Origin of the sequence: Ruania zhangjianzhongii, assembly GCF_008000995.1 — a bacterium.
GTDB lineage: Bacteria > Actinomycetota > Actinomycetes > Actinomycetales > Beutenbergiaceae > Ruania > Ruania zhangjianzhongii.
The window spans coordinates 3291608-3316666 of sequence record NZ_CP042828.1; the positions used below are offsets into that span (position 1 = coordinate 3291608).

Here is a 25059-nt window from a genome sequence, read left to right on the forward strand (position 1 = left end):
ACCCTTTTTATTGTTCGATGTTCGACGAACATCGAATAGAGTGTCGCCCTATGACTTCTCGACGCATCCCCGGCTGGCTCGCCGGACTGTTCGTGGCCACGCTCGCTCTGGGAACCGACGAGTTCGTGATCGCCGGGCTCCTGCCCGAGCTGGCCACTGACCTCCAGATCAGCACGGGCGCAGCCGGTCAGCTCATCACCGTCTTCGCCCTCACCTTCGCCATCGGTGCACCAGTGATGGCGGTCGCGCTGGACCCGTTACCCCGTCGCCACGTCATCCTGGCCGGCCTGGCGGTCTTCATCCTCGCCAATGGTGCTGCCGCCATAGCGCCGACCTTCGGCATCCTGCTTGCCTTGCGCGCCGTTGCCGGCCTCGCTGCGGCGGTGGTCTCCGCCACGGCGTTCGCCATCGCGGCCCAGGGCGCACCTCCTGATCGCCAGGGTCGCTACCTCGCTGTCGTCACCGCCGGGCTGACGGTGGCGCTCTTCACCGGAGTTCCGGTCGGCACCTGGGTCGGCGCCCTCTTCGGCTGGCGTTCGACGTTCGTGCTGATCGCCATCGTTGCACTCGGTGCGATGTGCGTCCTCGCGGTCACCACGCCCCGCCTGCAGGGTTCCCCGGCCATGGGTCTGGGCCCGCGGCTGAGCCCTCTTCGGGACCCGCGCGTACTCCGGCTCGTCCTCGCGGTCTTCCTCTCCGGCGCCGGTGGGCTGATGTTCTACAGCTACCTCTCTGTCCTGCTTGATCACCACCAGGGCGATACCTCCGCCCTGCCAGGGGTTCTCCTGCTTGTCGGTGTGATCGGTGTCCCGTCCGCGCTTCTCGGTGGCTGGTTCGCCGACCGGTTCGGTGGGCGACGCAGCCGTCTGATCGTCCTCGGCGGCCACGCAGGCGCACTCGCCCTTGCCGGCCTCCTGTTCGCACTCAGTGCTCCCCTACCGGTCCTGCTGCTGAGCATCGCCGCCTGGTCCGTCTTCGCCTGGGCGCTCAACCCACCTCTGCAGGCCAGCACGATCGAAGCCGCACCTCAGGCGCCGATGACCGCAGTCTCGCTCAACATCTCCGGCCTCTACCTCGGCACGGCGGTTGCTGCCGGGCTCGGCGGGATGATCGTGGACGGACCCGGCCCGCTGTGGATCCCCGCTGTAGCGGTCCTCGCACTGGTACTTGCGTGGGTCAGCGCCGCCTTCCGCGTACCGCAGCACGCGAGCGTCAACGCGTGACCCCCAGCACGCGAGCGTGAACGCCGGACCTAGGCGCCAACCGGCTGAGCAGCCGCACCACGGCCCGCGCGCGAGATGGCCGCCTGCCCCAGCACCCGGGTGCCGTCGTAGACCACGATCGACTGTCCCGGGGCGATGCCCCGCAACGGCGACTCCAGCACAGTGACCAACGCGTCCTCGTCACGGCGGACCCGAGCCGGGACCGGATCACCGTGCGCCCGCACCTGCACGCTCACCTGCGCCCACTCCCCCGCTGGCACGTCCTCAGCCAGCCAGGTCACGCCGTCGGCCGCGATCTCGCTCACCGAGAGCAGCTCGCTCGGCCCGACCACCACCTGGTTCGCGGCCGGGTTCACCTCGAGCACATACCGAGGGCGCCCATCCGCCGCCGGCCGGTTCAGGCCCAGACCGCGGCGCTGCCCGACGGTGTAGGCGTAGGCGCCCTGGTGCTCACCGACCACCTGTCCCTCGGCGTCCACGAACTCGCCCTGCCGCTCGCCGAGCCGATCGCGCAGAAAGCCCTGGGTGTCACCGTCGGCCACGAAGCAGATGTCGTAGGAGTCGGGCTTGGCCGAGACACTCAGCCCGCGGGCCGCGGCCTCGGCACGCACCTCGTCCTTGGACGCGACCTCGCCCAGCGGGAACATCGACCGGGCCAGCCGCTCGGCACCCATCACCGCCAGCACATAGGACTGGTCCTTGGCCAGATCACGCGCCCGGTGCAGCTCCCGGCGCGGGGCGTCGCCGCCGCCGGGCCCTTCGACGATCCGCGCATAGTGCCCGGTCGCCACGGCATCGAAGCCCAGCGCCAGCCCACGGTCCAGCAGAGCGGAGAACTTGATGTGCTCGTTGCAACGCACGCACGGGTTCGGCGTGCGGCCGGCCTCGTACTCGGAGAGGAAGTCGGCCACCACCGTCTCCTCGAACTCCTCGCTCAGATCCCACACGTAGTACGGGATGCCGAGCACGTCGGCGGCGCGGCGCGCATCGGAGGCATCCTCGATCGAGCAGCAGCCGCGGGAGCCGTTCCGGTGCTGCGCCCGCGAGCGGGAGAGCGCCATGTGCACACCGACCACGTCATGCCCGGCGTCCACCGCCCGGGCGGCCGCTACGGCCGAGTCCACTCCGCCGGAGAGGGCTGCCAGTACTCGCATCAGGATGCCTCCTTAGTTATCGCGCCGGTTCGCTGTGACGGTCGCGGCCGGTACGCCGCACGTGCCCGGGCGACCGCCTCTGGCAGGGCCACCAGCAGCGCATCCACGTCCGCCTCGGTGGAGTCCCACCCCACGGTGAGCCGCAGGGCCGACCGTGCTGCGCCGTCGTCGGCTCCCATCGCGAGCAGTACGTGCGAGGCCTGCTGCACCCCGGCCTGGCAGGCGGACCCGGAGGAGGCGCACACTCCGGCGGCGTCCAGGGTGAACAGCAGCGCGTCGGAGTCGGTGCCGGTGAAGGTGAAGTGCGCGTTCCCGGGCAGACGGCCCTGCCCCGGCGCTCCCCGCAGCTGCGCGTCCGGGACTGCCGCGAGTACCTCGGCGATGATCCGGTCGCGCAGCCGGGCGCGCCGCACCGCCTCAGCTTCCAGGTCCACCGCTGCCGCGTGCACCGCTGCCGCGAGCGCGGCGAACGAGGCCACCGGGAGTGTGCCGGAACGCACCGCGCGCTCCTGACCGCCGCCATGCTGCACCGGGCTGATCGTCAGGTCCCGGCGGGCGAGCAGGGCGCCGATGCCGATCGGGGCACCGAGCTTGTGTCCGGAGAAGGACAGCGCATCGAGGCCGCTGGCAGCGAAGTTCACCGGTACCTGCCCCACGGCCTGCACCGCATCGGAGTGCACCGCTATGCCGTGGGCCGCGCCGAGTGCGGCGACCTGCTCGACCGGCTGCAGTGTGCCCACCTCATTGTTCGCCCACATCAGCGAGATCAGCCCGATCTGCTCCCCCTGCTCGGCCAGTAGTGCTTCGAGCTCGTCGATTCGGGCCACTCCGGTGGCGTCCACCCCCAGCTCGCGGGTCTCAGCGCCTTCGTGGGCGGCCAGGTGGTGCGCGGTCTCCAGGACCGCGTGGTGCTCGACGGCGGAGATCACCAATCCAGGCCGCCCCGCCTGGGCGGCAGCGCGCCAGATCCCCTGGACGGCGAGGTTGTCCGCTTCGGTGCCGCCGGCGGTGAGGATCACCTCGGCCGGGTCGGCGCCCAGGTCCGCGGCGATCGACTCCCGGGACTCCTCCTCCAGGACGCGGCGGGCGGCGCGGCCGGCGGCGTGCAACGAGGACGGGTTTCCGGCCACCTGCGACGCTCGGAGATAGGCGTCGGCCGCCTCCGGGCGCACCGGGGTGGTGGCCGCGTGGTCGAAGTAGGTGGTCACGACCGTCAAGTGTACGTTCCGCGCGGAAATCACTGGCGCGTGGAGGGGGGTCTGATGCGACCGTTTCGGCTATGAGTCGCCTCACTCCCGCCGCCGATCCGGCCGTCGCCGACGGCCTGACCATCCGACCGATCGATCTCGGCTCGGACGCTGATCTCGACGCCATCAACCGGATCAACGCAGCGGACGAGGAGCTGGCCTTCGGAGCGTCGACGGCACCCACCGTTGAGCAGACGCGCGCCGATGCTGCGAACACCACGTACTGGCGGCAGCACCGGCTGCTTGCCGAACGGGACGCGGACGGGCACCCCGAGGCGGTCGGCACCGGGTGGATCGGGCTACCCCTGGCGGAGAACACCGATCAGGCGATGGTGGCGCCGGTGGTGCACCCGGACCATCGCGGCCAGGGCGTCGGCACCGCCCTGCTGACCGGGTTGGCACAGATCGCCCGGGACGCAGGGCGCACCATGCTGAGTGCCTGGGGTGCCGTGCCGCTGGACGGCGATGTGGACGACCCGGATCTGCCGGCCAATCGGCTCGCTGTCCGGTTCGGGATGAGTCGCAAGAACGTGGCCGTCACCCGGGTGCTCGACCTGCCCGTGGACCCGAACCTGCTCGACCGGCTCTGGGCCCGGGCCGAGCCGCACCTGGACGGGTATCGGATCCTCAGCTGGACCGACCGGACCCCTGCTGAGCACCTCGAGGCCTACGGGGTGCTGCTGCGCCAGCTCGAACTGGATGAGCCGGACGAGGACGTGGTGCACGAGGCACCGGAGTACACGCCCGAGCGGATCCGAATCGCCGAGGACCGCAAGGCCCGCAAGGGTCTGCGCAGCCTGGTGGCCGTCGCGCTTGCCCCGGACGGCTCCTTCGCGGGCAACAGCGTGGTGGAGTTCCACGGCGGCGCGGCGACCACGCTGGGGTTCCAGGAGAACACCCTGGTGATGCCGGATCACCGCGGCCACCGGCTCGGCTACGCGCTGAAGGTGACGACGCACCGGATGCTGGCCAGCCACGCCCCGCGATTGCGACGCCTGGCCACCTGGAACTCGCATGTGAACCCGTGGATGATCCAGATCAACGAGGACCTCGGCTACCGGGCCATCGGGCGGGAAGTCACCTATCAGGGTTGAGCCGCCACGGCTCTGGTGGAATCGCCTAGGAGGAGCGGGGTCGCGATCTGCACCGCCTCGATATCCGTCCTGCCAGCGATGATCTCGCCGAGCAGATCGACGGCACGGCTCGCAGCCTCGTCGATCGGCAGGTGTACCGCCGTGAGGGTGGGCGCCTCCATGCCGCGCGTCTCCATGTCGTCCCCTGCCACAATGCTCAGGTCGGTGGGAAGGTCGATGCCGTCGATCCGGAGACGGTAGGCCAGTCCGAGCGCGATCAGGCTGTTGTAGGCGATCACCGCGCTCACCCCGGACGCCATGACCTCCTCGGCCACGGTCAGCCCGGACCGGAACACTGGAGCCAACGGTCCCAAACTCTCCACCCGCATGTCATGGAAGCGTGCCCGGTCATGCACCCGTCGACGCCTCCTCTCGTCCGACCAGGTTCGAGTGGGGCCCGATACGTAGGCGATGTGCCGGTGCCCGAGGGCGGCGAGATGATCCACAGCCCGGGACAGCCCGGTCGGGACGTCCAACGTCACCGAGGTGACACCGGTCACATGCCGGTTGACCACCACCAACGGAAGCCTGGCGGCCGCTGAGGCCAGGGCTTCGTCCGAGAGCCGTGGCGCCACCGCGATGATGCCATCCACCCGATTCAGGAGTGAGCGAATCCGCTCCTGTTCAAGCTCAGCGGTGCCCTGGCTGTCGACAATCTGCACGCCAAGGCCTCTCTCCTGGGCATAGTGCTGGATGCGCGTGACCAGCCGAGCGAAGAGTGGATTCGCAAGATTGTGGAGCATGATGGTGAGTCCGCCGTACCTGCCCGAGCGCAGCGCGACACCTGCGGCGTTCGGTGCGTACCCGAGGGCGGCGGCAACCTCACGCACCCGATCTGCTGTGCGCGGATTCACCAGGTCTGGCCGTGAGAGCGCCCGGGAGGCTGTCGAGACGGAGACGCGAGCACCGGAGGCCACGGCACGCAGATCAACTGTCATGCGCCAAGCATCGCAGGAAGGATCAGAACAGTTCCGCTGCCAGCGCGGCGGTCTCGTGTTGGAAAGCGGCACGTAGCTCGTGCCGCTCGCCGTCGTCGAGCCACGCAGCATCGAGCGCGGCCAGCGCGAGTTCGGCCATCGCACTCGTGTCGAGTCCAAGACTGCCCGCCCCCAGCTGATAGACCTCGCCAGGAGTGGTCCGGTGCATCGTGGGATCGTCACTGTGCAGACTGACCGGCAGACCGGCAGCCATCATCGAGCGGATACTGGCGACCCGGTCCGCGCGCAGTGCGGGATTGGAACCAGGAAGGCACACGGTGAACGGGACCCCGGATTCCCGGCACCGGGAGACAACCGTGGGGTCGGCGAGAATGTTGTAGCCGTGATCCAACCGGTCGCACCCGAGCTCATCGAGACAGGCGATCGCGTTGGCTGGCGGGCCGCCGTCTAGACCGGCGTAGTCCTCGCAGGCGTGCGCCGTGCGCCGCAGCCCGGACCGTCCGGCCAGCTGGAAGGCCTCGACGAACCGCTCGGGCGGCCCCGCGGGCTCAGCAGCGTCCAGGCCGATCCCGATCACTTCATCGCGCCGATGCGCCGCCACCTCTTCGACCAAGCCGAGCGCGACCTGCGCGGATTCCATCCGGTTGATCGAGGGAATGAGACGGCACCGTACCCCAAGGTCTGTCTCGGCTGCGGTGATCCCCTCGACCAGGCCGGCCAACATCTCGGCGTAGCTGAGCCCGCCGGAATAGTGGTCGGTCGGATTGAAGAACACCTCGCGATACTGCACATTTCCGTGCCGCAGCCCGTCGTCCAGGATGGCGTACATCGCCTCGGCAAAGTCAGAGGGCTTCCGAAACGCGGTGGCGATCCGCATGTACCGCTCGATGAAATCGTGGAAGTTGTCGTACACGTAGAGGTCGGCTGCACTAGTGGCTGGCAATGCCACCTCGTTGCGGGTGGCGATGCGCCACGCGACGTCGGCCGGGATGGCACCGACGAAGTGGCAGTGCACCTCTGCCTTCGGGAGCCGGTACAAGAATTCGCTGACGGCGTTCATCGCTCTCCCTGTCTTTGCCGATCGGATGGATCCTCGGTACCCAGCCAACGTGGTGCGCCGAAGACACGTCAACCTCATCGTCGCAAACGTTTTCACTCCCGGCGTTGACCCTGGAGAACGCCACACCGCACAATGCGTGGTTGCCACCCCGCCTTGTTCCGTTGGAGCGAAATGAGAACCCCCGAGCACGATGCACCACCCGGCGCCCTGAACCGGTGGTTCCGGATCCAGCAGCGCGGTTCCTCCGTCCGTACCGAGGTGATCGCCGGCTTCACCACTTTCGCCACCATGGCCTATGTGCTCGCGGTGGTGCCCGGGATCCTGGAGGCCGGCGGAGTGCCGCGAGCAGCGGTGACAGTTGCCATCATCGTGATGGCTGCCGTCTCCACCCTCGCGATGGGGCTGTTCACCAACCGCCCGCTGGCACTGGCACCGGGACTGGGCTCGGTGGCCTTCATCGCGTTCACCTTGAGCGCTGTCGAGGGCATCGGCTGGCAGACCAGCATGGGCATGGTCTTCATCAGCGGAATCGCCTTCGTGCTGCTGACGATCTTCGGGCTCCGGGAGATCATCGCCGCGATCATCCCCAAAGAGATCAAGACCGCTATCGGTGCCGGGGTCGGCCTCTTCATCTGCTTCATCGGCTTCCGCAGCGGCGGCCTGGTCCAGGCAAACGAATCCTCCAATGCGCTCGTGCTCGCGAACCTGGGCTCCTCGGAGGCGATCCTCGCCCTGATCGGGCTCGCCCTGGTGCTGATCCTCTACCTCCGCAAGGTTCCCGGCGGCCTGCTGATCGCGATTCTGGCGGCCACGGCGATCGGGATCCCCCTGGGCGTCACCACCCTCCCGGACTCCTGGTTCCAGCTCCCGACAGGTCTCGGTGAGGTCGCCTTCCAACTCGATATCGTCGGAGCCCTGAACTTCAGCTTCTTCCCCTACATCTTCGCCTTGTTCGTCGCCGACTTCTTCTCCACCCTCGGCACCCTTTTCGCAGTCGGCGCGAAGGGGAACTTTCTCGACAAGGACGGGAACTTCCCAGAGATCAACAAGCCGTTCCTCGTGGACAGCGGCAGCACCGTGGTCGGCTCGCTCTTCGCCGTGCCGGTGATGACCACCTATGTGGAGTCCACCTCGGGGGTGGAGGCCGGTGGCCGCACCGGGCTCACGGCCGTCACCACCGGTGGGTTGTTCCTGGCCACGCTGCTCTTCACTCCGGTGGCACTGATGATTCCGGAGCAGGCGACTGCACCGGTGCTGATCCTGGTGGGGCTGCTGATGCTGCAGCCATTACGCGAGATCGATATGACCAACCTCGCGGCGGCACTGCCGGCGTTCTTCACCATCGTGGTGACGATCTTCAGCTTCAACATCGGCACCGGGATCGCTGCCGGCATGGTCAGTTACGTAGCGGCCAAGGTGATCGTCGGTGAGATCCGCAGCATCCCGGTAGGAATGTGGGTTCTGCTCGTCCCGCTCGTGTACTACTTCACGACTCTCGCCTAGCTGGCCCGCTGCCATCTCGACTGGCCGCACTGTCACTACTGAGCGCCTGAATCACCACAGCGGCTCCGATCAGCGCGGCACCGGTGGGAAACAGCGACCAGCGCAGCCCGTTCAGGACGGTGGTCAGCACCGCCGTGCCTACCTGGGCGTTCGCCCCCATCCGGTCGGCGATGAGCATATAGAGGTCGGTGGTCCAGGCCATCGCCAGCGCGCCGAAGACGAACAGGCAGACCGCCCAGATCACGCATTTCTTCGCTGTGGGATACATCGGTGGCCTCCTCGCCCCTCGGTGCCGTTGTCCCCGGATCACTCTATCCAGACCGGGTAGCCTCTGCCTCAGTCGCTGCCCGCCGACCGGCAGCCGTCCCCGAGGAGCATCTGTGAGCACCATCCGCGAGTTCGCCATGGGCCTGCCGAAGGCCGAACTACACCTGCACCTGGAAGGCACGCTGGAGCCGGAGCTGAAGTTCGAGCTCGCCCGGCGCAACGGCATCGAGCTGCCGGAGCGCACCGTCGAGGAGGTGGTTGCCACCTACGACTTCACCGACCTCACCTCGTTCCTCGCGGTGTACTACCCGGCGATGCGGGTGCTGGTCACCGCCGACGACTTCCGCGACCTGGCGTACGCCTACCTCACCAAGGCCGCCAGCCAGGGAGTGCAGCACGTGGAGATGTTCTTCGACCCGCAGGCGCACACCAGCCGTGGCGTGCCCTTCCACACGGTGATCAGCGGTTACCGGCGCGGCATCCTGGACGCCCGCCGTGAGTTCGGCATCTCCGCCGAGCTGATCCTGTGCATGCTGCGGGACTTCTCCGCCGAGTACGCGATGGCCACGCTGATGGAGGCGCTGCCCTACCGGGACTGGATCATCGGCATCGGGCTGGACTCCGACGAACGCGGCAACCCGCCGGAGAAGTTCGCCGAGGTGTTCGCCCGAGCCCGCACCGAGGGCTTCCTGCTGACCATGCACTGCGATATCGACCAGGTCGGCTCGATCGACAACATCCGCACAGTGCTTACCCAGATCGAGGTGGACCGGATCGACCACGGCACCAACATCGTGGAGGATCCCGCCCTGGTGGATCTGGCGATCGAGCGTGGCCTCGGCTTCACCACCTGCCCGATCTCCAACTCCTTCGTCACCGCGCAGATGAAGTCCGCGGAGATCGTGGACCTGCTCCGCCGCGGGGCGAAGATCACCGTGAACTCCGATGATCCGGCGTACTTCGGTGGCTACGTCGGGGACAACTACGCGGCGCTGGCCGAGCAGGCCGACCTCACCCCGGCCGACCTGGCGCAGATCGCGAAGAACTCCTTCGAGGTGTCCTGGATCAGCGAACGGCGCCGCGCCGATCTGATCGCGTCCGTGGACGCCTACCTCACCACCTGGAGCTGATCCTGGCTGCTGACCGCAGGGAGGACTCCCGCGCCCCGTCGCCGTACTATTCGCCGCCATCCGAACCCGGCCCGCCGCCTGGCGCTGGACCGGGCTACACCTACACCCCACCCCCGCCGCAGAAGCCGACCACGGCCAAGTGGGTGCTCGTGGGCGGCGCCTGCCTGATCGTCCTGGCCATCGTCCTGAGCGGGATCTTCACCGACGGCGGGAGCGATGAGGCCGACCCGCCCACCGCTCCGACCGCGACGGAGGACCCCACCCCCGATCTCGCCGAGGACTGGCTGCTCACCCCGGCCGAGGCAGCCGGCGCCGACGACGTTCTCGAGTTCAACACCTCCCCGGATGGCGCCTTCACCGGCCCGCGGGTGATCGCCGGCGAGGATCGGTGGGCGATGCTCACCGAAGCCGGCGAGAGCACGCCGGAGCAGATCGTCGGGATCGACCCGGGCATGGGTGAGGTCACCTGGCGCCACGACGCTCCCGGTGGGCTGTGCGGGGACGAGATCGTCGATGGTGTCCTCGCCTGCCTGATCAACGACGGCGGATGGTCGGGTCTGGTCGTGGACGTCGCCACGGGCGAGGCGCAGCAGTGGCACGCGCCCGACGTCGATTCGGCCTTGGTCGTGCACCTCACCTCCGAAGGGCTGCTCGTCGTCGGTGACCTCGCGCCGCGCGCCCCGCACACGATGGTCACCCTGCTCGCTGTGGACGGGGACGTCCGTTGGCAGGTGGATCTGGCCGATATCCCGGCGGCCAAGACGCTGTTCACCGACTTCCTGCAGACCGATGTGGACGGCCAGTCCGAAGGTGAAGCGATCATGGAGCGGCCCCGGTGGCGCGATCTGGACGATGGCCGGGTCCTGCTCTGGTCCTCCCCGGGCGCGGCGCTGATCGACCCGGCTTCCGGAGAGATCAGCGCGAGCGAGTGCCGTCGGGCCACCGCTGCCGGGGACCATTACTTCTGTGCCACCGACGAGGGAGTAGTGCGCCACGAGCTGGATGGGTCGGTCGAGTGGACGATGCCGGACCTGGACCTCCTCTCCCCGCCGGACACCACACCCGCGCGGCCACTGGCGGTAGCGGATCAGACCCAGCTGGTGGGCGCGGACTGGACCGATGGCACCGAAGGGCAGGTGCAGTACCGGTTCAGCCTGACCAGCGGCGGCTTCGTCAACGGCGCCATACCGCTACGCAGCGGTGGCACCCCCGAGCACACCGTGGTCTGGGCCGAGAACGCGATGGTCGGCCTGAGTCCCGAGGCGGACGAAGTCCTCTGGACCATGGACCTCGCCGACGCGCCGCATCTCAGCGAGGTGTTTGCCGTCGACGGCACGCTGGTGACCGATTCGCACCCGGTACTCGGCCTCGACCCGGCGACCGGCGAGCAGCTCTGGACCGGGCGCACCGAGCACGGGTTCGCCGTCGAAGTGGTCGGCGATCGGTTGGTGAGCGTCGGCTACGACGCGATCGCGCCGCTCGCCCTGCCCGAGTAGCGGCGACTACCTCCCAGGCCGTGCGCGGACCGGCGCGTCCACCGTCTCGATCCGTACCTCGTGCCCGGCACCAGCATGCGGGCCGTCCAGCTCCTGAGTGCTGACGCAGATCCCGGTCCCGACGTCCAATCGCACCAGGAACCACGTGGCATAACCGCCCACCTGGCGCGGCTCGTCCGGGCGGAGGTACTCCTCGGCTGCCTCGGCGCAGTTGAGCAGTGCGCAGCAGGAGCATCGCGGGTCGTAGAACCGGGTCGGCCGTAGCACCGCCTCCCACGCCGACCGGCCGTGATGATCCACGGTGCGCACGGTCTCCATGCTGGTGCCGTCGGGGTCCCGTTCGTCGAGCTCGACGGCGTCCAGATCGGCGCCGTCGGTGAGCTCACGCGGGTCGAGCATCGCCACCCAGTGATAGTTCTGGTACATCGGGGCGTCGTGGTCGAACAGGTAGCCCAGCCGCTCGGCCACCAGCCCGTCCGAACGTCGCCGCGGCTCCGTAGGTGGAGGTGGCGAAGCGACGGGCGCCGAATGCGGCGCGAGCCCCGGCGCCGGAACCGGGGACCAACCGGAGGAGTCGCTGGTGAACATCGTGGTCGCCGGCCGCGGGTCTGCATCCGTCTCCTTCAGCACTTTCCCGGCCAGATCCTCCACCCGCATCCGGTTCGGCCGCTCAATCCACGCCCGCACCGGCCCGCCCGCGTGCGGGCCGGTCCAGGACGCGGTGAAGGAGATCGTGTCCCAGAGCCACGGGCTGGACCGGGCGAGCGCGCGAAAGTCCGCCTCGGTCACCCCACCGCTTGTGCTCACGGCTCTAGTGTCCGCGTCCCGTCCAGGCGATTGCCCAGCCAGCGCGTGCAGACCAGGCCCTGGTCCCGCTGGAAGCGGCGCACATGCGGGATACCCGGCGGAGGCGGCTGCAGCGAGGAGTGCAGGAAGTAGCCGGCGATCGCAGCAAGCACCACGTTCACGGCCTCGGCGTCGGCCGCGGCCGCATGGCGGGACATCGCCAGCAGCTCCTCCGCCTCCCCGGCACCCTCGAGCACCATCGAGGGCAGCAGGCAGACCAGGTCGACCCACGGGGCGCCGGAGACGGCAGAGGGCCAGTCCACCGCAGCGGCCGTCCCGGCGAGGGTGACCATATTGTCCGCCCGCAGGTCGCCGTGCACCAGCGCGGTGCCGGCCACCGCGTCCGCCCAACCGTCGGCGAGCCCCACGAGGCGGTCCACCTGCTCTCCCGCCCACGGGTCCAGGGCCGCGATCCCGGCACTCAGCTCGGGGTCGGCGGCTACCTCGTGCCAGTGCCGGAACTGCTCATCGGCGAACGCAGGCAACCCGGCAGGGGCGTCCAGGTCCCCGATCCGGTCGGCCAGGTCCACCGCCGCGGCAATACCGTCGGCGGTCCACGGATCGCCCGGGCCGGGTCCGTCGGCAGCATCGAAGGCGAGCGCCACCCAGTCGTCGCCGCCGATGCTCTCTTCAGCGCTCCACCGGAACGCCGGCGCCGGCACGCGCTCATCGAGCAGCGGCGCCACTGCTGCCTCCCGCCGGTAGAGCTCCACGGCGAACGTGTTCATCGACTCCCCCACCGCCTTCACGAACACTCGCTCCCCGGACCCGGTGACCAACGTCGAAGCCAGACCAGGGCTGTAGCCGCCGTCATGGCTGACCGAGGCGACCACCTCGGACCCGAGCTGCTCCTGCACGAGGTGAGCAACGCCGTCGGGCAAATCCGCCCAGACCAGCCGGGAACGACCCTCAGCGCTCATCACGATAGGCGCGCAGCGCCTCAGCGGCATCGGCCAGCACCGAGGACAGGTCCCCGATCACCGCGAAGTCGGCGAGCTGCACCAACGGTGCCTCATCGTCCAGGTTCACCGCGATCACCGTGCCCGCCGCGGACATCCCGCCCACGTGGTGCGGCGCCCCGGAGATCCCCGCGCCGATGTACACCCGGGGCGCGATCGTGGTGCCGGTCTGCCCGACCTGTGCCTCATGAGGCAGCCAGCCCTCGTCCACGCAGTCCCGGGTGGTGCCGATCGCGCCGCCGAGCACATCGGCCAGCTCCTCGACCGCTTCGAAGTCACCGAACGTCCCGCGCCCGCCGGCCACCACGATCGCCGCTTCGGCCAGGGCGGGACGCACGTCACCGGAGTGGTCGGCCACCTGCCGCTCGAGCAGCTCCAGCCCTGCCGGTGCCGCGGCCTCGGTGGTCACCGGCTGCACCTGCGGTGTGGCCGGTGTGGTGGCCGCGGTGGGGAGCACAGCGTTCGGCCGCACCGTGGCCACAGCCACCTCCGTGGTCGCGGCACACTCGGTCTCCCAGGTGCCACCGAACACCCGCTTGCCCCCGACCAGCCGACCGGCGTCCAGCCGCAGGTCACCGACGTCGATGAGCAGCCCCGCCTGCAGGTGGTGCGCAGCGTGCGCGGCCACCTCTTTGCTGGTGAACGTCGAAGGCAGCAGCACGACGGCGCCGCTCACCTGCCGTACCGCACTCGCCACGGCCTGGCCTACCAGGGCCGAGGAGGTCGCCGGCTCGGGGAGCTGTGTCACCAGCACGCGACCCACGCCATACCGGCCGAGATCGGTGAGCAGCTCCTCGCCCGGTTCGGCAAAGGCCAGCACGGTGACCTCGCCCAGGTCCCGGGCGAGGGTGAGCACCTCGAGGGTCGCCGGGCGCAGCGGCTGGTCGCCCTGGTCGAGCGGGACAAGCACAGTGGTCATCGGCTCTCCTTGATGAGCAGGTCATGAGCGATCAGGTAGTCGGCCAGCTGCTGCCCGCCGGTGCCGTCATCGGCGACGATCTCGGGTTCGGGCTCCGGGCGACGGGTGGCGCTGCGGACCGCGGTCCGCACGGTCAGATCCGCCTCGGTCAGACCGAGATCTGCGGCGGTCACCGTCTGCACCGGTTTCTGCCGGGCGGCGAGGATCTCCTTCATCCGGGCCAGCCGGGGGCTGTTCGCCACGTCGGTGACCGACACCACCGCCGGTGGAGTGGCCCGCCAGGTCTCGGTGGCGCCGTCGACGTCGCGGGTGGCGATCAGCACACCATCGGTCAGCGTCACCTCCCCGGCCACGGTCAGCTGGGGCCAGCCCAGGTCCGCGGCGAGCAGCGACGGCAGCACCGCGCCCAACCCGTCCAGCGCGGCCATCCCGGTAACCAGCACGTCCACCTGGCCCTGAGCCCGGACCGCCGCCGCCAGCCCGCGGGCGGTGACGGCATAGTCGGCGCCGGCGAGCGCGTCGTCGCAGACGTGCACCCCGGAGTCGGCACCCATCTGCAGAGCGCGGCGCACCGCGTCCACGGCCGGCGCGGGGCCCAGGGTCAGGGCGATGACCTCGGCAGCCGGGGTGCCGGCAGCCTGGGCCGCCTCCTTGAGCAGCAGCGCGGTCTCGACGGCGTTCTCGTCCACCTCGTTCAACGTGCCGTCGTCAGTGGTGCGCACGGTTCGGCCGTCGGAGCCGAAGCCCCGATCTGACGAAAGGTCAGGAACGTGCTTCACGCAGACTACGATTCGCATACGCCCAGCCTGCCACCACCTGGCCGGGCGGCACACATCCCCCGACCCGAAATCCGCTGTGACCTCGACCGCTTCCCGTACCGATCCCGTGACGCCCGCCGAGGAGCTCGCGTTCCGCGACCAGGTCCAGCCGACGGCGTTCGGGGTGCACCTGACCCCGGGCGGGGTACGGGTGCTGGTGCACGCGCCGCACGCGGACCGGGTGGAGATCTGCTTCCCCGGTGCCGGCGCGGACAGTACGGAGCGGCGCGTCCGGCTGCACCGAGGCCGCTGGGGTCGCTGGTTCGGCACCGTGCCCGGGATCGGTGCCGGGCAGGCCTACGGGTTCCGGGTGAACGGACCGTGGGAGCCCGCCCGCGGGCTGCTGCACAATCCGCACCAGCTACTCCTGGACCCCTACACCCGGGCCGTACAGGGTGAGGTGGACCTGCGCCCGGAGATCTACGGGCACCGGGTGGATGAGGACCTGATTTCGGTCGACCGGCGGCGGACCGCCGACGACCGGGACAGCGCGGGGCACGTCCCGGTGTCCGTGGTGGTCACCGACCGTTTCGACGGCCCGGTGGTGGACCATCCGCGGGTGCCGTGGCGGGACACCGTGATCTATGAGGCGCATGTGCGCGGCCTGACCCAGCGGCTACCGGGAGTGCCGGCCGAGTTGCGCGGCACCTACGCCGGCCTGGCGCACCCCACGACCGTGGCGCACCTGAAGGATTTGGGGATCACCGCCGTCGAGCTGCTGCCGATCCACGCGAAGACCAGCGAACCGGCCCTGACCCAGCGTGGGCTGACCAACTACTGGGGCTACAACACGCTGGCCTTCTTCGCCCCGGAGCCCTCCTATGCCACCACGGCGGCACAGCAGGCAGGCCCGCAGGCCGTGCTCGATGAGGTCAAGGGCATGGTGGCACTGCTGCACGAGGCCGGCCTGGAAGTGCTGCTGGACGTGGTCTACAACCACACCTGCGAAGGCGGGCTGGACGGGCCGATGCTGTCCTGGCGGGGACTGGACAACCGGGGCTACTACCTGCACCGGGGCGGGCGGCACAGTGAGTACGAGGACGTCACCGGCACCGGCAACTCGCTGGACTTCCGCAACCGGCCAGTGGTGGCGATGGCCCTGGATTCTCTGCGGTACTGGACCCAGGTGGTCGGCGTAGACGGGTTCCGGTTCGACCTGGCCACCACTCTGGCGCGCCGCGGGCACACCTTCGACCCCGACCACCCGTTCCTGGTGGCCCTGTCCACCGACCCGGTGCTCGCGAGAGTGAAGCTGATCGCCGAACCGTGGGATGTGGGCCCCGGAGGCTGGCGCACCGGGCAGTTCCCGGCGCCGCTGGCGGAGTGGAACGACAGGTTCCGGGACACGCTGCGCAGGTTCTGGATCACCGACGCCGCCACAGCGACCAGCGGCGGAGTGGGCCACGATCTGCGCGAGCTGGCCACCCGGCTCTCCGGCTCCGCCGACCTGTTCTCCCCGCGCCCGGCGCCCGAGGGCCGTGGGCCGGGGGCGAGCATCAACTACATCACCGCCCACGACGGCTTCACTCTGGCCGACCTGGTCTCCTACGACCACAAGCGCAACGAGGCCAACGGTGAGGACAACCGGGACGGCACCGACAACAACCTGTCCTGGAACCACGGTGTGGAGGGTGCCTCGGACGATCCTGAGGTGCTCGCCCACCGGCGCCGCACGATGCGCAACCTGCTCGGCTCGCTGCTGCTGGCCGGCGGCACCCCGATGCTCACCGCCGGGGACGAGATCGCCCGCAGCCAGCAGGGCAACAACAACGCCTACTGCCAGGACACCCCGCTCTCCTGGGTGGACTGGGACGTCGAGGACTGGCAGCAGGACCTGACCGCGACCGTGGCGCACCTGCTCCGGCTGCGCGCTGCGATACCTGCCCTGCGGCCGGACCGGTTCCACCACGGCGAGGCCACTGACGTGCACCCGACGCTGGCCTGGTACGACGAGCACGGCGCCGCGATGACCCACCACCGGTGGCACGACCCGCACCGGCGGGTGCTGCAGATGTACCTGCGGGATGAGCGCGACCCGGCCGGGGCGCTGGTGGTGCTGAACGGGGCGGCGAACGGGGTGGGGGTGACGCTCACCCCGGACGGCGCCGCCGATCTGGAGCTGGTCTGGGACTCGTGCTGGGAGCGTCCGGTGGCCGGGGAGAGCGTGCCCGCCGGGTCCACGGTCGAGGTGCCGGAGCTGAGCATGCGGCTCTACCGGGGCCACCGCTGACGGGCGCACGCGCGCCGAAATTTCCTTCCGTCGCCGATGACCGGCCCGTTACGATCATCCGACTCCGGCATACGGCGGATCTGCCGCTGACCGGTCGACCCGAAGGAAGGGACCTGTGCACGCCACCGACGTCGTGATCCGCGAGTACCGGGACGAGGATGCCGCCGGCTGGGTGCGCTGCCGCGCGCTGTCGTTCTTGGGCTCGCAGTACTACGACGACATGCATCCGGTGCGGACCGTGCTGGCCGAAGGCGCGATCGCTCTGGTGGCCACCGCCGGTGAGCACGTGGTGGGGCTCCTGGACATCGAGATCGAGGGGGCCGAAGCCACGATCGACTCGATCGCGACCGATCCCGACCACCAGGGGCGAGGCATTGCCACCGCACTCCTGGCCCGAGCGCTACCGCTGCTGGAGGCCCGCGGCGTAGGCAGCCTGGATGCCTGGACCCGCGAGGACATCGCCGCGAACGGGTGGTACCAGGCGAATGGCTTCACCGAGCAGTTCCGCTACCTGCACGTCTACCTCGGCCATGACGAGGACGCCACCGGGTTCGCCACACCCGAGGGGCTGAGCAGGCCGGTCAGCGCGGTGATGCACGGATCGATCGAGGACGAGGCGGTGCTGCGCGCCCGGTACCGGAAGGTGTACGTGTGCCGGCAGTATCTGCGCCCGCTCAGCCCACCAGCACCGTTGCCGACCTGACCCGCTGCACCCTGGCGGGCCGCGCCCGAAACCGTCCCGGGTAGGCTTTGGCCATGACCGACACCGACGTCATCGTGATCGGAGCCGGCTTGGCCGGTCTGGTCGCAGCCACCGAGCTCACCCGCCGGGGGCAGCGGGTCATCATCCTGGACGCCGAACCGGCCGCGTCGCTGGGCGGGCAGGCCTTCTGGTCCTTCGGCGGGCTGTTCCTGGTCGACTCCCCCGAGCAGCGGCGCCTCGGTCTGCGCGACAGTGCCGAACTCGCCTTCTCCGACTGGCTCGGCTCGGCAGAGTTCGCTGCCGGCGCTGAGCGTGGCGAGGGTCCGGACGCGATGGGCTATGCCTGGGCGCAGCGGTTCGTGGAGTTCGCCGCCGGTCCGATGCGGGAGTGGCTGCACGAGCTCGGAGTGCGCTGGTTCCCGTTGGTGCAGTGGGCCGAACGTGGCGGATACCTGGCCGGTGGGCACGGGAACACGCTGCCGCGGTTCCACGTCACCTGGGGTACCGGGCCCGGGGTGCTCGCCCCGTTCCTGGCCGCGGCCCGGTTCGCTCGCTCCGAAGGGCTGCTGCAGATCCGGTTCCGGCACCGGGTCACCGATCTGGTGGTCACCGACGGCCAGGTCACCGGCGTGCGCGCCGATGTACTCGCGCCCACCACCGCCCCACGCGGAGAGCCCACCTCCCGGGAGGTGACCGACCAGATCGAACTGGCTGCGCACGCCGTCGTGCTGGCCACCGGCGGGATCGGCGCGAACCATGACCTGGTCCGCTCGGCCTGGCCAGAGGCGGCCGGTACGCTGCCGGAGCAGCTGCTCTCCGGGGTGCCGGACGGCACCGACGGCTCCGGTCTGCAGCTCGCCCGGGATGCCGGTGGCGCGGTGGTGCACGCGGAGCGGATGTGGCACTACCCCGAGGGGATCGCCATGCCTGAGGGCATCTGGTCTCGGCACGGGGTGCGGATCCTGCCCGGGCCGAGTTCGCTCTGGCTGGACTCGACCGGGCAACGGCTGCCGGCTCCGCTGTTCCCCGGCTTCGATGCGCTCGGCGCGCTGGAGCACCTGACCACTGGTGGCCACCCGCACTCGTGGTTCGTGCTGAACAAGGCGATCATGAACACCGAGTTCGCCCTCTCCGGTTCGGACCAGAACCCGGACCTGACCGGGAAGGACCTGCGGCTGCTCGCCCAGCGGGTGCTGCCCGGGGCGGTCGGCCCGGTGGAGGCGTTCGCACAGCACTCCCCCGACTTCGTCTGGGCCGATACCCCGGCCGAGCTCGCCGCCGGGATGAACGCACTCACCGGCAGCAGCGATATCGACCCTGCGGCGCTGAACCGGCTGATCGAGCTCCGCGACGCGCAGGTGGCCTCCGGTCTGGGTAAGGACCCGCAGATCGCAGCGATCCACCACGCCCGCGGGTACGTGGTGGACAAGCGGATGCGGGTCGCCCCGCCCCGACCACTGACCACCGCGAAGGATGGGCCGCTGCTCGCCGTGCGGCTGCAGGTACTCACCCGCAAGACCCTCGGCGGCGTGCACACGGACACCTCCGGCCGAGTGCTCGATGCCCGCGGCGAAGCGATCGGCGGCCTGTATGCCGCCGGCGAGGCCGCCGGGTTCGGCGGGGGCGGGGTGCACGGCCGCCGTGCCCTGGAGGGCACCTTCCTGGCGGGGTGCCTGTACAGCGGGACAGTTGTCGGAACGTCGATCTGAGGCGGCTAGGGTGTGGTCGTGAGTTCTGACGCTGCCACTGCCGACACCCCCGCCGAGGCCACCGAGGCCGAGCTGAGCACCGAGGCCACGGCGCATGCCTCCTTGGACCGGGCGGTAGCGCGCAGCGCCGCGATCGAGAGCGAGCTGGCGACCGATGCCAGCCGGTACCGGGTGCTCACCGGGGACCGGCCCACCGGCCGCCTGCACCTGGGGCACTACCTGGGCACCCTCGCCAACCGGGTTCGGCTGCAGGATCTCGGCGTGCAGACGATGCTGCTGGTGGCCGACTACCAGGTGATCACCGACCGGGACGATGCCGGCCCGATCGCCGAGCGGGTCCGCGACCTGGTCACCGACTACCTCGCGCTCGGGATCGACCCGGAGCGCACCACCATCTTCGCCCACTCCGCAGTGCCGGCCCTGAACCAGCTGATGCTGCCGTTCCTGTCCTTGGTGACCGACTCCGAGCTGCGCCGCAACCCGACGGTGAAGGCCGAGTACGAGGCCACCGGCGGGCGGCCGATGAGCGCCCTGCTGCTCACCTACCCGGTGCACCAGGCCGCGGACATCCTGTTCTGTAAGGCGAACCTGGTGCCGGTGGGCAGGGACCAGCTGCCGCACCTGGAGCTCACCCGGGTGATCGCCCGCCGGTTCAACGAACGCTACGCCGGTGGCGCGGGGGTGTTCCCAGCCCCGGACGCGCTGCTCAGCCCGGCCACGAACGTGCTCGGGATGGACGGGCAGAAGATGTCCAAGTCCCGGCACAACACCATCGATCTGGCGATGACCGAGGACGAGACCGCCAAACAGCTCAAGCGGGCAGTCACCGACTCCGACCGGTTCATCACCTACGACCCGATCGCCCGCCCGGAGGTGGCGAACCTGCTGCTGATCGCGGCGCAGATGACCGGCCGCGCGCCGGAGGAGATCGCCGCGGAGATCGGCGACGGCGGTGGTGGCGGGCTGAAGAAGCTGGTCACCGAGGCAGTGAACGAGGGCCTCCGCCCGATCCGGGAACGCCGCCGCGAGCTGGAGGCCGACCCGGCCGTGGTGGACCGGGTGCTCGCCGCCGGCAACGCCCGCGCGAACGAGATCGCCGACGCCACCCTCGCCGAGGTGCGCGCCGCGATGGGCATGGTCTACGCCTGAGCCGGCCATGGCCACAGCACCTGAGCAGATGGCGACGGCGGACGGCCAGGTGGTCTGCGCCGTCGGGCAGGGCACGTGGTATCTCGGCGACGACCCGGGCACTCGCGAGGAGGAGATCGCAGCGCTGCGCGCCGGGATCGAGGCGGGGCTGAACCTGATCGACACTGCCGAGATGTACGGCGGCGGGCGGTCGGAGGACCTGGTCGGTGCGGCGATCGCGCCGGTGCGCGAGCAGGTCTACCTGGTGGACAAGGTGCTGCCGAGCAACGCTTCTCGATCTGGGACCATCGCGGCGTGCGAGCGGTCGTTGCGGGCGCTGGGCACCGACTGGATCGACCTGTATCTGCTGCACTGGCCCGGACCGTACCCGGAGGCGGAGACGGTCGCGGCGTTCGAGGAGCTGATCGAGCGTGGTCTGATCCGGTCCTGGGGAGTGAGCAACTTCGATCCTGGGGACCTGGCAGTGCTACCGGCCGGCCCGCTGGTGAACCAGGTGTTGTACAACCCGAGCCGGCGCGGTGTGGAGGTGGACCTGCTGCCGGCGCACCGAGCGGCGGGCATCACCACGATGGCCTACTCCCCGATCGAGCAGGGCCGGCTGCTGGACGATCCGACGCTGGCTGGCGTGGCGCGGCGGCACGGGGTGAGCGTGGCGCAGGTGCTGATTGCCTGGGCGGTGCGCGAGGGCGGTGTGATCGCGATCCCGAAGGCGTCGACCGTGGCGCACGTGCGGGAGAACGCGGCGGCGCTGGAGCTGCGGCTCGATGCGGACGACCTGGCCGCGATCGACGCAGCGTTCCCGGCGCCGGATGGCCCGGTGCCGCTGGAGATCCTCTGAGCCTCCCGGGTGTCAGTCCGGCCCGGTAGCGTCCACCTATGAACCACGAAGACGTGATCGTCGCTGAGGCCGCCCGGTTCGCCGACGTGCTCGCCACCGCCGACCCGCATGCGCAGTGCCCGACCTGCCCGGAGTGGAACAGCGCCGACCTGCTCTGGCACCTGACCACGGTGCACCGGTTCTGGGCCGCTGTGCTGGAGCAGGATCTGCGCACCGACGAGCAGGCCGAGGCGGTCGAGTCCGGCGAGGAGCAGCAGCCGTCGGCGATCTCGGCGATGCTGCCGGAGCGGTCGGCCGCGACCGAGACGCTGGTTGACCAGCTCCGCCGGCTCGGCGACGACCAACCGCGATGGACCTGGTGGGAGCCGGAGCAGACCGTGGGCTTCACCCGACGGATGCAGGTCTGCGAGGCGACCATGCACCGGATCGACGCGGAGCTGACTGCGCGGGTGGACGCCGGCCCGATCGACGATGAGGTCGCGACCTTGTGCCTGGACCACTGCGTGGATGTGATGTGGGGCTGGATGCCCGACTGGGCCACCTGGCAGGCGGAGACCGTGGCCGAGCTCCTCGCGCCGGATACCGGCGGGCGCTGGCTGGTCGAGGTCGGGCACTGGTTCGGCACCGGGCCGGAGTCCGGCCGCGAGTTCGACGTGCCGCGGGCGGTGCGGGCGGGCGCCGGGGCCGCAGCGCCGACCGTGCGGGTGACGGCACCGGTGGAGCAGCTGGCCCGCTGGGCCTGGCGGCGTCAGGGCGAGGCCGAGGTGACCGGCGACACGGCGGCTCTGGACGCCCTCCTCGCCCAAGGCATCCAGTAGCCCGCCCCGGGCCGGCGGCGTGCGGCGGGTCAGGCGCTCGCGACCAGGCCCAGCTCCGCGAAGCCGGCCAGCCCGGGGTGCATCGGCACGATCCGCACCGTGTACCCGAACGGCCCCGACCGGCTCAGCGTCAGCTCCCGGGCGAACTGGTACCGGCCGCCTTCATAGGAGTCGGTCAACGCCAGCGGCACGATCTCGAACTCGTCGATCTCGTCATCGTCGCCCACCCGGCCGGAGGCCATCTGCACCTGCACGTCCTCAGGCACCAACCCGCCCAGAGACACGAACGCGCGCACGGTCACGTGATCGCCGACCTGCACAGTGTCATGCAGGCCCTCGGACTCCACATGCTCCACGCGCACCCCGGACCACGCCTGGTGCACCCGTGTCTTCCAGTCCGCGAGCGCCATCGCCCCGGCACCGCCGTCGGCCCTCAGCTCTCGGGCGGACTCGGCCACCGGGGTGTACAGCTCGCTGATGTACTCCCGCACCATCCGGGTGGCCTGCACCTTGGGCCCGAGCGTGGCCAGCGTGTGCCGCACGTTCGCCAGCCACTGCACCGGGAGGCCGTCGGTGCGGTCGTAGAACCGTGGCGCCACGGTGTTCTCCAGCAGGTCGTACAGCGCGGCGGACTCCAGGTCGTCGCGCCGATCGGCATCGGTCACCCCGTCGGCAGTGGGGATCGCCCAGCCGTTCTCGCCGTCGAACATCTCGTCCCACCAGCCGTCCAGGATGGACAGGTTCAGCCCGCCGTTCAGCGCCGCCTTCATTCCCGACGTCCCGCAGGCCTCCAGCGGGCGCAGCGGGTTGTTCAGCCAGACGTCGCAGCCCGGGTACAGGCTCTGCGCCATCTCGATGTCGTAGTTCGGCAGGAACACGATCCGGTGCCGCACGTCCTCGGCGTCGGCGAACTGCACCAGCTGCTGAATCAGCCGCACCCCCTGCTCGTCGGCCGGGTGGGACTTACCGGCCACCACGATCTGGATCGGCCGCTCGGGGTGCAGGAGCAGCCGGCGCAGCCGGTCGGTGTCCCGCAGCATCAGCGTCAGCCGCTTGTAGGTGGGCACGCGGCGGGCGAAACCGATGGTGAGCACATCCGGATCGAGGATGCCATCCACCCAGCCCAGCTCGGCCGGGGAGGCGCCCCGCTGCAGCCAGGACTTGCGCGAGCGCACCCGGGCGTCGGCCACCAGCCGTTCCCGCTGGGCCCGGCGCAGCTGCCAGAGGGTGGCGTTGTCGATGCCTCCGGTCTCCTTGTACCAGCCGGAGCCATCGGCGATCTCGTCCGGGGAGAAGTACTCCCGCTGTGCCTCGGCGAACATCGGGTCGGTCCAGGTCTGGGCGTGCACCCCGTTGGTGATCGAGGTGATCGGCACCTCGTCGGCGTCGAACCCGGGCCACAGGTGCTGGAACATCCGCCGGGAGACCCGCCCGTGCAGCCGGGCCACCCCGTTGGCGCGCTTGGCCAGGCGAAGCCCCATCACCGCCATGTTGAACACGGCGGGGTCGCCGCCGGTGTAGTCCTCCCGGCCCAGTGCCAGCACCTGCTCCACGCTGATCCCGGGCACCTCGTTCCCGCCGCCGAAGTACTCCGCGATCAGGTCCGCACCGAACCGGTCGATCCCGGCCGGCACCGGAGTGTGCGTGGTGAACACCGTGCCGGCGCGCACCGCCTCCCGGGCAGCCTCGAAGTCCAGGTCGCTGCCCGCGAGCAGCTCGCGGATCCGCTCCACACCGAGGAACCCGGCGTGACCCTCGTTGCAGTGGTACACCTCGGGCTCGGGGCCGCCGGTGAGCCGGGAGTGCAGCCGCAGCGCCTTCACCCCGCCCATCCCGAGCAGCAGCTCCTGGTTCAGCCGGTGCTCACTGGTGCCGCCGTAGAGCCGGTCGGTCACCCGACGGGAATGATCGTCGTTCTCCGGCACGTTGGAGTCGAGCAGCAGCAGCGGCACCCGGCCGACATCGGCCCGCCACACCTGCGCGTGCAGCATCCGGCCGCCGGGCAGCGGCAGGCTGATCCGCGCCGGAGTGCCGTCGGCCTCGCGCAGGAGGGAGAGCGGCAGACTGTCCGGGTCGAGCACCGGGTAGGTCTCCGCCTGCCAGCCGTCCCGGGTGAGCGACTGGCGGAAGTAGCCGGCGCCGTAGAGCAGCCCGACCCCCACGATCGGTGCACCGAGGTCGGAGGCAGACTTCAGGTGGTCCCCGGCGAGGATGCCCAGACCGCCGGAGTACTGCGGCAGCGCACCGGTGATGCCGAACTCCGCGGAGAAGTATGCGATCGAGGCGGGCAGAGCGGCCTCACCGGCCGATTCCCGACGGCGTTGCTCCCCCTGGTACCAGCGCTCGTCACCGAGATAGGTGCGCAGGTCCGCGGCGAGCTCGCGGGTCCGGGTGACGAACCCGTCATCGGCGGCCAGCTCGACCAGCCGCTCCGGGGAGAGCGAGCCGAGCAGGCGCACCGGGTCGCCGTGCACCTCGTCCCAGAGCTGGGCATCGATGCCGGCGAACAGGGCCCGGGTGGGCTCGTGCCAGGACCAGCGCAGGTTCAGCGCCAGCTCGTCCAGGGCGGCCAGAGGCTCGGGCAGGACGGTGCGCACAGTGAATCGTCGAATCGCTCTCACGCGGCTGAGCATAGGCCACCTGGCACCCGTCCCCGCACGCCAGCAGCCGCGATGGCCCGCTCGGCTCCGAACAGGCCTATTCCAGGTAGCCGGTCACTGGATCAACAGCGTCCAGAAGGGCGCCGATTTCCTTGCGATGCTCGAGCGGAACCGGTCATCCCGCACCGGTTCGAGATCCCCAGATCCCGACACACCGTCTTCTGCGACGACCCCGTCGTGACCATCGCCACAGCATCTCGATCGAACTCATCAGAAAACTTCTGCGGTCATGGACTCAACCGAACCATCAGCCGAACCA

Annotated in this window: 21 protein-coding genes; 11 read left to right on the forward strand and 10 right to left on the reverse strand. The window is 70.2% G+C overall.

The features are described 5' to 3' along the window. The first annotated feature begins 50 nt into the window (after nucleotides 1-50). The gene (locus tag FU260_RS15360) at nucleotides 51-1223 is read left to right on the forward strand and encodes an MFS transporter (protein ID WP_147917858.1); all 1173 of its coding nucleotides are present in this window, start codon (nucleotides 51-53) and stop codon (nucleotides 1221-1223) included. Between the two features lie 29 nt (nucleotides 1224-1252). Here the strand turns inward: FU260_RS15360 and mnmA are convergent, their stop codons facing one another. After that, a complete protein-coding gene (gene mnmA / locus FU260_RS15365) occupies nucleotides 1253-2377 on the reverse strand; it encodes a tRNA 2-thiouridine(34) synthase MnmA (protein ID WP_147917859.1) in 1125 nt (374 codons plus the stop codon). Then, nucleotides 2377-3585 (reverse strand): cysteine desulfurase family protein, encoded by a 1209-nt coding sequence (locus FU260_RS15370; protein WP_147917860.1) that lies wholly within the window; start codon nucleotides 3583-3585, stop codon nucleotides 2377-2379. The genes mnmA and FU260_RS15370 overlap by 1 nt, the downstream gene beginning before the upstream one ends. Before the next feature lie 71 nt (nucleotides 3586-3656). Between FU260_RS15370 and FU260_RS15375 the strand changes: the two genes are divergently transcribed. Then, entirely contained in the window at nucleotides 3657-4718 is a 1062-nt protein-coding gene (locus FU260_RS15375; protein WP_147917861.1) for a GNAT family N-acetyltransferase, read from the forward strand. Here FU260_RS15375 and FU260_RS15380 read toward each other — a convergent pair. Further along, a complete protein-coding gene (locus FU260_RS15380; RefSeq protein ID WP_168211790.1) occupies nucleotides 4709-5695 on the reverse strand; it encodes a LacI family DNA-binding transcriptional regulator in 987 nt (328 codons plus the stop codon). The genes FU260_RS15375 and FU260_RS15380 overlap by 10 nt on opposite strands. Nucleotides 5696-5717: 22 nt before the next feature. Continuing rightward, nucleotides 5718-6755 carry an adenosine deaminase gene (add, locus tag FU260_RS15385; RefSeq protein WP_168211791.1) on the reverse strand — a complete coding sequence of 346 codons (1038 nt, stop codon included), beginning with the start codon at nucleotides 6753-6755 and terminating at the stop codon, nucleotides 5718-5720. Nucleotides 6756-6926: 171 nt separating this feature from the next. On the opposite strand from add (FU260_RS15385), the gene FU260_RS15390 reads away from it, so the two are divergent. Continuing rightward, nucleotides 6927-8258, forward strand: a complete 1332-nt coding sequence (locus FU260_RS15390; RefSeq protein ID WP_168211792.1) for an NCS2 family permease — start codon at nucleotides 6927-6929, stop codon at nucleotides 8256-8258. Here FU260_RS15390 and FU260_RS15395 read toward each other — a convergent pair. Next, a complete protein-coding gene (locus tag FU260_RS15395) occupies nucleotides 8242-8526 on the reverse strand; it encodes a hypothetical protein (protein ID WP_147917865.1) in 285 nt (94 codons plus the stop codon). The genes FU260_RS15390 and FU260_RS15395 overlap by 17 nt on opposite strands. 112 nt (nucleotides 8527-8638) lie before the next feature. Between FU260_RS15395 and add (FU260_RS15400) the strand changes: the two genes are divergently transcribed. Next, a complete protein-coding gene (gene add / locus FU260_RS15400) occupies nucleotides 8639-9655 on the forward strand; it encodes an adenosine deaminase (protein WP_235912446.1) in 1017 nt (338 codons plus the stop codon). Between the two features lie 143 nt (nucleotides 9656-9798). After that, nucleotides 9799-11151 (forward strand): outer membrane protein assembly factor BamB family protein, encoded by a 1353-nt coding sequence (locus FU260_RS15405; RefSeq protein WP_147917866.1) that lies wholly within the window; start codon nucleotides 9799-9801, stop codon nucleotides 11149-11151. A 6-nt stretch (nucleotides 11152-11157) separates the two neighbouring features. Here FU260_RS15405 and FU260_RS15410 read toward each other — a convergent pair whose 3' ends face one another. Genes FU260_RS15410 through FU260_RS15425 form a run of 4 tightly spaced genes read right to left on the reverse strand, consistent with a single transcriptional unit; the run spans nucleotide 11158 to nucleotide 14654 of the window. Beyond that, entirely contained in the window at nucleotides 11158-11958 is an 801-nt protein-coding gene (locus FU260_RS15410) for a hypothetical protein (RefSeq protein WP_147917867.1), read from the reverse strand. Further along, the gene (locus tag FU260_RS15415) at nucleotides 11955-12917 is read right to left on the reverse strand and encodes a phosphotransferase family protein (RefSeq protein ID WP_168211793.1); all 963 of its coding nucleotides are present in this window, start codon (nucleotides 12915-12917) and stop codon (nucleotides 11955-11957) included. Before FU260_RS15415 ends, FU260_RS15410 begins: the two co-directional genes overlap by 4 nt. Beyond that, complete coding sequence (locus FU260_RS15420; RefSeq protein ID WP_147917869.1) at nucleotides 12907-13875, reverse strand: electron transfer flavoprotein subunit alpha/FixB family protein; 969 nt, start codon at nucleotides 13873-13875, stop codon at nucleotides 12907-12909. Before FU260_RS15420 ends, FU260_RS15415 begins: the two co-directional genes overlap by 11 nt. Next, a complete protein-coding gene (locus FU260_RS15425; protein WP_328593023.1) occupies nucleotides 13872-14654 on the reverse strand; it encodes an electron transfer flavoprotein subunit beta/FixA family protein in 783 nt (260 codons plus the stop codon). Before FU260_RS15425 ends, FU260_RS15420 begins: the two co-directional genes overlap by 4 nt. A 76-nt stretch (nucleotides 14655-14730) precedes the next feature. Here FU260_RS15425 and glgX point away from each other — a divergent pair, with 76 nt between their 5' ends. The 6 genes from glgX (at nucleotide 14731) to FU260_RS15455 (ending at nucleotide 22140) form a co-directional block, all read left to right on the forward strand. Further along, complete coding sequence (gene glgX, locus FU260_RS15430) at nucleotides 14731-16923, forward strand: glycogen debranching protein GlgX (RefSeq protein ID WP_244951240.1); 2193 nt, start codon at nucleotides 14731-14733, stop codon at nucleotides 16921-16923. A gap of 115 nt (nucleotides 16924-17038) precedes the next feature. Then, a complete protein-coding gene (locus FU260_RS15435; RefSeq protein WP_222848001.1) occupies nucleotides 17039-17626 on the forward strand; it encodes a GNAT family N-acetyltransferase in 588 nt (195 codons plus the stop codon). 53 nt (nucleotides 17627-17679) lie between these two features. Beyond that, complete coding sequence (locus FU260_RS15440; protein ID WP_147917871.1) at nucleotides 17680-19335, forward strand: FAD-binding dehydrogenase; 1656 nt, start codon at nucleotides 17680-17682, stop codon at nucleotides 19333-19335. A gap of 72 nt (nucleotides 19336-19407) precedes the next feature. Then, the gene (trpS, locus tag FU260_RS15445) at nucleotides 19408-20484 is read left to right on the forward strand and encodes a tryptophan--tRNA ligase (RefSeq protein WP_147919531.1); all 1077 of its coding nucleotides are present in this window, start codon (nucleotides 19408-19410) and stop codon (nucleotides 20482-20484) included. Nucleotides 20485-20491: 7 nt separating this feature from the next. Then, complete coding sequence (locus FU260_RS15450) at nucleotides 20492-21322, forward strand: aldo/keto reductase (protein ID WP_235912448.1); 831 nt, start codon at nucleotides 20492-20494, stop codon at nucleotides 21320-21322. A 38-nt stretch (nucleotides 21323-21360) separates the two neighbouring features. After that, on the forward strand, nucleotides 21361-22140 hold the full coding sequence (locus FU260_RS15455) for a maleylpyruvate isomerase family mycothiol-dependent enzyme (protein WP_147917872.1): 780 nt from the start codon (nucleotides 21361-21363) through the stop codon (nucleotides 22138-22140). Between the two features lie 29 nt (nucleotides 22141-22169). Here the strand turns inward: FU260_RS15455 and glgP are convergent, their stop codons facing one another. Next, on the reverse strand, nucleotides 22170-24761 hold the full coding sequence (gene glgP / locus FU260_RS15460) for an alpha-glucan family phosphorylase (protein ID WP_147917873.1): 2592 nt from the start codon (nucleotides 24759-24761) through the stop codon (nucleotides 22170-22172). Nucleotides 24762-25059 lie beyond the last annotated feature (298 nt).

Coding starts and splice junctions, on each gene's coding strand:
- FU260_RS15375 (WP_147917861.1), top strand. CDS start 3,657: ATGAGTCGCCTCACTCCCGCCGCCGATCCGGCCGTCGCCGACGGCCTG.
- FU260_RS15450 (WP_235912448.1), top strand. CDS start 20,492: ATGGCCACAGCACCTGAGCAGATGGCGACGGCGGACGGCCAGGTGGTC.
- FU260_RS15440 (WP_147917871.1), top strand. CDS start 17,680: ATGACCGACACCGACGTCATCGTGATCGGAGCCGGCTTGGCCGGTCTG.
- FU260_RS15360 (WP_147917858.1), top strand. CDS start 51: ATGACTTCTCGACGCATCCCCGGCTGGCTCGCCGGACTGTTCGTGGCC.
- FU260_RS15395 (WP_147917865.1), bottom strand. CDS start 8,526: ATGTATCCCACAGCGAAGAAATGCGTGATCTGGGCGGTCTGCCTGTTC.
- FU260_RS15390 (WP_168211792.1), top strand. CDS start 6,927: ATGAGAACCCCCGAGCACGATGCACCACCCGGCGCCCTGAACCGGTGG.
- FU260_RS15420 (WP_147917869.1), bottom strand. CDS start 13,875: ATGACCACTGTGCTTGTCCCGCTCGACCAGGGCGACCAGCCGCTGCGC.
- add (WP_168211791.1), bottom strand. CDS start 6,755: ATGAACGCCGTCAGCGAATTCTTGTACCGGCTCCCGAAGGCAGAGGTG.
- mnmA (WP_147917859.1), bottom strand. CDS start 2,377: ATGCGAGTACTGGCAGCCCTCTCCGGCGGAGTGGACTCGGCCGTAGCG.
- FU260_RS15455 (WP_147917872.1), top strand. CDS start 21,361: ATGAACCACGAAGACGTGATCGTCGCTGAGGCCGCCCGGTTCGCCGAC.
- FU260_RS15380 (WP_168211790.1), bottom strand. CDS start 5,695: ATGACAGTTGATCTGCGTGCCGTGGCCTCCGGTGCTCGCGTCTCCGTC.
- FU260_RS15415 (WP_168211793.1), bottom strand. CDS start 12,917: ATGAGCGCTGAGGGTCGTTCCCGGCTGGTCTGGGCGGATTTGCCCGAC.